This window comes from Alphaproteobacteria bacterium (assembly GCA_033762625.1).
Classification (GTDB): Bacteria; Pseudomonadota; Alphaproteobacteria; order UBA9219; family RGZA01; genus RGZA01.
In genome coordinates this window covers 23949-31588 of the sequence record JANRLI010000004.1, presented here as the reverse complement: position 1 = coordinate 31588, position 7640 = coordinate 23949, and the positions used below count along the sequence as shown (strand labels likewise).

Annotated in this window: 8 protein-coding genes; 6 read left to right on the top strand and 2 right to left on the bottom strand. The window is 54.5% G+C overall.

Features of this window, described 5'->3' with window-relative positions:
* On the top strand, positions 1-245 hold a 245-nt coding region (locus tag SFW65_02175), incomplete at its 5' end, for a hypothetical protein (protein MDX1921919.1).
* Between the two features lie 10 nt (positions 246-255).
* On the opposite strand, the gene dapA is transcribed toward SFW65_02175, so the two are convergent.
* Together dapA and priA are read right to left on the bottom strand one after the other, a co-directional pair.
* Positions 256-1176 (bottom strand): 4-hydroxy-tetrahydrodipicolinate synthase, encoded by a 921-nt coding sequence (dapA, locus tag SFW65_02170; GenBank protein ID MDX1921918.1) that lies wholly within the window; start codon positions 1174-1176, stop codon positions 256-258.
* A 44-nt stretch (positions 1177-1220) separates the two neighbouring features.
* Positions 1221-3206, bottom strand: coding sequence for a primosomal protein N' (gene priA, locus SFW65_02165; GenBank protein ID MDX1921917.1), 1986 nt, complete (start codon positions 3204-3206; stop codon positions 1221-1223).
* A gap of 52 nt (positions 3207-3258) precedes the next feature.
* Between priA and fsa the strand changes: the two genes are divergently transcribed.
* The 5 genes from fsa to SFW65_02140 all read left to right on the top strand — a co-directional run bounded on the left by fsa (position 3259) and on the right by SFW65_02140 (position 7527).
* The gene (gene fsa / locus SFW65_02160; GenBank protein ID MDX1921916.1) at positions 3259-3954 is read left to right on the top strand and encodes a fructose-6-phosphate aldolase; all 696 of its coding nucleotides are present in this window, start codon (positions 3259-3261) and stop codon (positions 3952-3954) included.
* 12 nt (positions 3955-3966) lie between these two features.
* On the top strand, positions 3967-4833 hold the full coding sequence (locus tag SFW65_02155; GenBank protein ID MDX1921915.1) for a transporter substrate-binding domain-containing protein: 867 nt from the start codon (positions 3967-3969) through the stop codon (positions 4831-4833).
* Positions 4826-5770 (top strand): tyrosine recombinase XerC, encoded by a 945-nt coding sequence (locus tag SFW65_02150; protein ID MDX1921914.1) that lies wholly within the window; start codon positions 4826-4828, stop codon positions 5768-5770. Before SFW65_02155 ends, SFW65_02150 begins: the two co-directional genes overlap by 8 nt.
* A gap of 241 nt (positions 5771-6011) precedes the next feature.
* Entirely contained in the window at positions 6012-6476 is a 465-nt protein-coding gene (locus SFW65_02145; GenBank protein ID MDX1921913.1) for a DNA starvation/stationary phase protection protein, read from the top strand.
* 7 nt (positions 6477-6483) lie between these two features.
* Positions 6484-7527, top strand: a complete 1044-nt coding sequence (locus SFW65_02140) for a lipid A deacylase LpxR family protein (GenBank protein MDX1921912.1) — start codon at positions 6484-6486, stop codon at positions 7525-7527.
* Positions 7528-7640 lie beyond the last annotated feature (113 nt).

The following is a 7640-nucleotide window of genomic DNA, read 5'->3' as shown; positions in this document are numbered from 1 at the left end:
TTGTGGAAGAGAATCTTGTTTCTCTTGCTTTCTCTATAACAGGCATTCAGTTAACTCGTGGTAATATACAAAAAAGAGAAACGGCTGTGGTCACTCATGGCTCGAACACAGCCATAACATTTGTTCAGGGGGAGCCGAATTCATATAAAGAAGATGAGTCTGGAGAGCAGGCGAAGGCGATAAGGGCTATGGCTGCTCAAGTCTACGCCGCCGTTAAACCCTGTTTACCTTATGCTTTTCACTGATAATTGAACCTTAAGCCCCCACCGCTGGCTTGATCACCGCATCCGCCGCCAGCAACCCGAGTTTCTGCAAAGCTGCCTCGACGCGCCGTTCGCTGCCTTTGGCGATGGGCACCATAGGCAAGCGGAATTCATAACGGCACAAGCCGAGCAGGGCGGCGGCATATTTCACCGGGCCGGGCGAAGTTTCATAGAACAGCGCGTCATGCAGCGGCATCAGCCTGTCGTTGATCTTTTCTGCCGTCGCCAGGTCACCTTTGCTCCACGCGTTATACAGCTGAGCGCAGAGTGCGGGCGCGACGTTGGACGTCACCGAGATGCAGCCATGTCCGCCCATCGCGAGGAAGGGCAGGGTGAAGGGGTCGTCGCCCGTCAATTGCCGGAATTCATTTTTGCATAAGGCGCGGATGCGGGAAGGGCGTGTGATATCCCCGCTGCTGTCCTTCGTGCCGATAATGCGCGGCAGTTCGGCAAGCCGCGCCATCGTTTCGACACTCATATTCACAACGCTGCGGCCGGGAATATTGTAAATGAAAATCGGCAAGTTAGTGGCGTCATGGATCGCCTTGTAATGCGCATACATGCCTTCCTGAGTCGGCTTGTTGTAATAGGGCACGACATGCAGCGCGGCATCCGCGCCTGCTTTTTCGGCATGCCTGGTCAGGCTGATGGCTTCAGCCGTGGAGTTGGAACCACATCCGGCAATAACCGGAACCTTACCCTTGGCGACTTCGATGCAGAGTTCCGTAACGCGGTGATTTTCTTCATGTGTCAGGGTAGGCGATTCACCCGTAGTACCGCATGGCACCAGCCCATGCGTGCCTTGATCAATCTGCCATTGTACAAGTTTCTGGAAGTTTTTTTCGTCAACTTTGCCATCAACAAAAGGCGTAATCAGTGCGGTAATCGAGCCGTGAAAGCGTGGTGTGTTCATAAGTTTTATCTCCCGCAGCAATTAAACCACATAAAACGGCTTTTTTAAAGGAAACTGTAGGGGTCAACATCCACCAAAATCCGTAAGGACCTTGGCGGCTTGACTCTGCCAAGCCATTCGCGCAGAACGCGCGAAAGATTCACCGTGCGCGGCGCCTGTACCATCAGCCGATGACGGTAACGTCCACGCAACATAGCGAAGGGGGCGGGAGCGGGGCCGAGAACACGCAGTTTTTCATTCTGTGGTGCTTTTGTGGCCAGCTCTTCCGCCAGTTGGATAACTTCCCGGATATTCGCGCCCGAAACCGTAACGCTCGCCAATCGCCATACAGGCGGCAGGCGATAGGTTTCACGCTCTTTCAGTTCGGTCGCCATAAATTCATCGCGGTCGCCTTTCAGTAGGGCTTTCATCACCGGATGCTCTGGTGCCGTCGTTTGCAACAAGACGCGCCCCGGCTCATCACCGCGACCGCTGCGGCCTGAAACCTGTTGCAGGAGCTGGAAAGTTCTTTCTGCCGCCCGCGGATCGCCACCCGCAAGGCCGAGATCAGCATCCACCACGCCCACAAGTGTCAGGCGTGGAAAGTGATAGCCTTTCGCCATGATCTGCGTGCCGATCAGAAGGTCAAGTTCGCGGTTGGCCATCTGGTTGACCAGCGCCTGTGCTTCTTTTGGGCCACTCAGCGTATCGCTGGCCATGATGGCGAAGCGCGCTTTCGGCAGGCTCACCTTGATTTCCTCCGCAACACGCTCCACGCCGGGACCGCAGGCGGCAAAACGTCCTTCGGCGCTGCAGGACGGACATTTCTCCGGCAGGCGCATGGCATGGTCGCAATGGTGGCAAAGCAGCTTGCCGGATTGCTTATGCTCGATCATCCAGCTGGTGCAGTTCGGACATTGCAGCCGATGGCCGCAGGCGCGGCAGAGCGTCAGCGGTGCATAGCCCCGCCGATTGAGAAACAGCATCGCCTGATGCTTCTCTTCAATCGTTTGTTGTAGCGCCTCGAACAAAGGCGGACTGATAAACTGCTGTGCCGATAATTTATGCTGGCGCAGATCGACGAGTTCGATTTTTGGCATCGCCGCCTTGCCGAAACGTTCGTGCAACACGACATGGTCGTATTTTTTCTGCTGTACATTGAACATGGTTTCCAGTGACGGTGTAGCGGATGAGAGGATGATCGGAATATTTCCCAGATGCGCACGCACCACGGCCATATCACGGCCATGATAGATGACGCCTTCCTCTTGCTTGTAGGCGGCTTCATGTTCTTCATCGACAACAATCAAGCCAAGATCAGGGTAGGGCAGGAACAGCGCCGAACGTGCGCCAAGGATAAACTTTGCTTCGCCACGCGCGATTGCGTGCCAGTTCAGACGGCGCTGCTTCTGCGTGAGTTCGGAATGCCATTGCACAGGCGGTACACCGAAACGTTCCGCAAAACGGTCGATAAGCGCCGCCGTCATGGCAATTTCAGGCAACAGCACAAGCGCCTGTTTGCCTTGACGTAAACATTCGGCGATTGCCTCGCAGAAGGTTTCTGTTTTGCCTGAACCCGTGACGCCATCCAGAAGTGTCACAGAATATTCCTGCGCCTTGACCTTTTCAATCAAAACATCTGCCGCTTTTTTTTGATCCGGCGTCAGTTTAGGCTGGTGATGACCCGGGTCGGGCAGGGGGCTGGAATAATCATCGTTCTTTTTCGGCTGGATCATGCGCATGCTGCCGAACAGCATTTTCAGGACTGCGCCTGAGGGTGTCAGCGTATATTGCGAAACCCAATCAACAAAATTGCGGCTGGCTTCCGGTATTGGCGGCAGGCTGGAGGTGCCCAGAATGCTTTTCAATTTATGTTCCGGCACGCCGCCTTCACCGGGGCCCCAGACCACACCCAGCATTTGCCGCTGGCCCAAAGGTACTTCAACGACAGTTCCGGGTTCCGTCGCCTGACCTGCCAAAGGCAGGTAATCATAGGCATCCGCCAGCGGCAGAGGCAGCAAAACACGGAGGGTGGCGGGAGAAGATGTCATCAGCTACAATGAAGCCCGGAAATACGATTCACGCCAGACAGGAGATTTTAACGTGAAGTTCTTTGTTGATACCGCCGATCTGAACGAGATTAAAGACCTTGCCGCAACGGGCCTTCTGGATGGGGTCACCACCAACCCGTCGCTGGTCGCCAAGTCGGGCCACAGCAATTTTGTCGATCTAATTAAGGAAATCTGCGCGGTTGTATCCGGTCCCGTCAGCGCCGAAGTGGCCGCGACGGAGTTTGAGCCGATGCTGGCCGAGGGCCTGTATCTCGCCAAGATCGCCAAGAATATCGCGGTCAAGGTGCCGCTGACCCCCGCGGGCCTCAAGGTCTGCAAAACCCTGTCCCAGCAAGGCACGATGGTCAATGTGACCCTCTGCTTCTCGGCGGCGCAGGCCATTTTGGCAGCCAAGGCAGGCGCAACCTTTGTGTCACCGTTTGTCGGCCGTCTGGATGATATCGGCGAAAATGGCATGCAGCTGATCGCGGATATTTGCGAAATCTATCGTGCCTATCCCAATTTCAAGACCGAAGTTCTGGTCGCTTCCGTGCGGCACCCGATGCATGTCGTCGACGCGGCGAAGCTTGGCGCGCATGTTGCCACCATCCCGCCGAATGTTATCCGCCAGTTATTCTCGCATCCGCTGACGGACAAGGGCCTTGCACAATTCGTTGCCGACTGGGCCAAAACCGGCCAGAAAATCCTGCCCGAAGGCGTGCAGGCGCTGAAGACGGGCCGTGGATAGACCGGAGGGGATATGAAGTTCGGGCAGGTTCTTTTTGCCGTTGTCCTGAGCGTTATAGCTTCGGTCGGTGTTGTGTCCTGGTATCACCGCCAAGAGATTGGTCAATCCAAACAAGAAAGCGCCTATGAGCGCGTTCTCAGAACCAAAACTTTGCGGTGTGGCTATGCCGATTGGCCGCCTTACGTTTTCAAAAAAGATCCGACAACGGACGAGGTCTCAGGAATACTTGTCGATGCCACCCAGGCTATTGCCGACAGGTTGAAATTAAAACTTGAATGGACAGAAAATACAGGCTGGGGAAGTTTTATTGAAAGCCTACAAAGCCATCGCATTGACGCCTTTTGTGCGGGCGTATGGCGGAATGCGGAAAGGGGGCGTTATATCGGTTATACATCGCCAATTTTCTATAGCGCTGTTTATCCCTACGTCAGGGCTGATGATCACCGCTTTGATAAGGATTTATCGCTGATTAACCAGCCGGATGTCCGCATATCCACAATGGATGGTGAAATGTCGGATATGATTGCCAAATTGCATTTTCCAAAAGCAACCCCTGTTTCGATTCCTCAGCTTGGCCAAATCACCGACATATATATGAATGTTGCCACGCGCAAAGCCGATATCGTCTTTAACGAACCATCGATTGCTGATGATTTTATGAAGTCTAATCCCAATACGCTGCGCCGTGCGCAGGATGTACCATTTGAATTCTTCCCAACATCTTTGTGTGTAGAAATTCGTGAAAATGCTCTGCGTGAAATGCTCGACAGCGCAACGATTGAACTTCATAATCAAGGTGTCATCGAAGACATTATTTCAAGATACAGCAAAGACCCCAAAGTTTTTCTGCGCGTAGCGAAGCCTTACGCAAATGGGTGATCTGGATATAGGCACTTTGCCTCTCGCCGATGACGTCATTGACGCTATGGCGAAATGGCAAAGTTGGCTAAAATACGAAAAACGCGCTTCGGCGCATACGCTTGAATCCTATCAGCTTGATCTCAATAATCTGTTCCGCTTTCTCAACCGCCACCGCGCACGGCAGGTGAATATAGCCATGCTGGCGGCGTTGACGCTCGGCGATTTTCGCAGCTGGCTGGCGCATAACGCCACGGAAAATCGGCAGGCCGCCTCGCGCGCGAGGGCCGTGGCGGGCGTGCGGAACTTTTTCCGTTGGCTCGACCGCTCAGGCCAGATGCATAACAGCGCCATCGAAATCCTGAAACTGCCCAAGGCAGCCCGCCGCCTGCCGCGCCCGGTATCGGAGGTGGATGCGCAGGACATCGTCACACTGGCCAAGAATGTGTCGGAAGAAAACTGGATCGGCTTGCGCGATGAGGCGCTGTTCACCCTGCTTTATGGCGCTGGGCTGCGTATCGGCGAGGCGTTGGCACTTAAATATGCCGATCTCGGGCAAAAAGACCGCTTGACCGTCACGGGTAAAGGCAACAAGCAGCGTAATGTGCCTATGCTGCCGATTGTGCGGGAAAGCCTCGACCGCTATCTGAAAGTCTGTCCTTATCCCTCTGAGCCCAAAGAACCTTTGTTCGTCGGCGCACGCGGTGAAAAGCTGAACCCTGCCGTGGCGCAGCGGCATTTACGCCAGCTTCGGCGGCAGTTGAATTTGCCGGATAGCGTAACGCCCCATGCCTTGCGCCACAGCTTTGCGACGCATCTGCTGGCCTCGGGTGCCGATTTGCGCAGTTTGCAGGAATTGCTGGGCCATGCCTCGCTTTCCACGACCCAACTCTACACGCAGGTGGATGCGCAGCAATTATCAAAAACCTATAAAGCCGCGCATCCGCGTGCCCGTTAAACAATAAACCTTCTCCCCGCTTGCGGGGAGGACGCAAAAACTCTGCGTTACGCAGTAACGCTTAGTTTTTGCTGGAGGGGCTTAATCTTCATCAGCCCTCCCCTAACCCCTCCTGCAAGCGGGAGGGGGACTATTCCGTTCAATTGGGGAATATGCTCTTGAATCTTAAATCAAACCAAAGCCTTTCTTTTTCCACATTTCCATCCCATATATGGGGCAGTTCTGAAACAGGGAGGTTCCTATGGCGAAATCATCCAGCTCCAAATCCAATGCGCAAATGATTGAACATCTGATCGATGTTCTCAGCGGCACCTATGTGCTCGCGGTCAAAACGCATGGCTATCACTGGAATGTGACGGGCCCTTTGTTTCCGCAGTTGCACGCTATGCTGGATGAGCAATACAAAGCATTGCTGGAAGCCGCCGACACGGTTGCCGAGCGTATTCGTGCCCTGGAATATCCCGCACCGGGCGGCATGGCCACTTTCCTGAAAAATTCACCGATCAAGGAAGCATCAGGTGACAGCCTGTCGGCCGCGGCGATGATCAAGGATTTGCTGCGCTCGCATGAACAGCTGCGCACCTGCATCGAGGAAGCCATCGAAGTCGCCGATGATATGGATGATGACGCAACCGAAGACGTCATGATCGAACGTCTGCGCGACCACGACAAAACAATCTGGATGCTCCGCAGCCAGGTGGCTTAAGTTTTTCTTGAAGCGCAGTTCCACACTATCAATCCTACGCGTCGTCGCCGTCATCGGTTTTATGCTGATGGCGGGGTGGGAAGTGCGCGCTGAAGAACTGGGCCGTCTGACAGTCACCGAAGAAAACGACAAATTCCTTGCGGCAGGGGACAAGCATTATACGCAAGGCTTTCGTGCGTCGTGGCTGACTACGCCTGTCGAATCCAGCAATGTCGGGAATGGGCCTTACACATGGCTGTCGCATAATCTGCCTGTCTTTGGGGGCGATACATTCAAGCGCAGATATGAATGGACGATTTTAGGGCAGAGCCTTTTCACGCCCTCGGACACGCAATTGGCGACGCCGCAACCGGATGATCGCCCCTATGGCGCGTGGCTCTACACGGGCGTCAGCCTTTTACAGGAAACGGAACAATCCACCTACACCACCTTGGAAAATATGGAGGTGCAGCTGGGCGTGGCGGGACCTATGGCGCTGGGAAGTGTCATGCAGAATGACTGGCATCAGTTGATCGGCGTCGCGCCCGCGCGCGGCTGGACGAACCAGATTCATAACGAACCCGGCCTTGTGCTGAGCTATGAGCGCAAATGGCGTTTTGAGCATCCCGTCTCCAGCCATCTGGCAATCGATGTCATCCCGGAAGTGGGCGGCAGCCTCGGTAATATCTTCACCTATCAGGAAGTCGGCGGGCTGCTGCGCATCGGTAAAAATCTTGGTGCAGATTACGGCCCCAGCCGCATCCGCCCGGCTTTGTCAGGTACAGGCTGGTTCAATGCGGATCGGCTGAATGGCCCGTTCGGCTGGTATATTTTTGTGGGCACGCAAGGCCGCCTGGTTGAGCGCAATATTTTCCTCGATGGCAACAGTTTCCGGCCGAGCCAGAGCGTGGACCGCAGCCTTCTGGTGGCGGACTTCATGGCGGGTGCATCGATTTTCTGGGGGCAGAGGGCGCGGGTCGATTTTACGGCTATTCAACGCACGCCCGAATTTGAAACCCAGCACACCGGACCCGATCGCTTCGCGGGCGTGAACTTTGTGCTGGGGTTTTAGTTCTGTGATATGGTTAACGCAATAATTAATCCTTACAAATGACCCAATTGAGAATTCAAATAAGAACTTTCAATGTACCAGACCGCAGATTAGACTGCGTGCGACTATATATT

Excerpts from the sequence above, each read along its gene's own strand:
- dapA (MDX1921918.1), bottom strand. The coding sequence starts at position 1,176 with ATGAACACACCACGCTTTCACGGCTCGATTACCGCACTGATTACGCCT.
- priA (MDX1921917.1), bottom strand. The coding sequence starts at position 3,206 with ATGACATCTTCTCCCGCCACCCTCCGTGTTTTGCTGCCTCTGCCGCTG.
- SFW65_02150 (MDX1921914.1), top strand. The coding sequence starts at position 4,826 with ATGGGTGATCTGGATATAGGCACTTTGCCTCTCGCCGATGACGTCATT.
- SFW65_02155 (MDX1921915.1), top strand. The coding sequence starts at position 3,967 with ATGAAGTTCGGGCAGGTTCTTTTTGCCGTTGTCCTGAGCGTTATAGCT.
- SFW65_02145 (MDX1921913.1), top strand. The coding sequence starts at position 6,012 with ATGGCGAAATCATCCAGCTCCAAATCCAATGCGCAAATGATTGAACAT.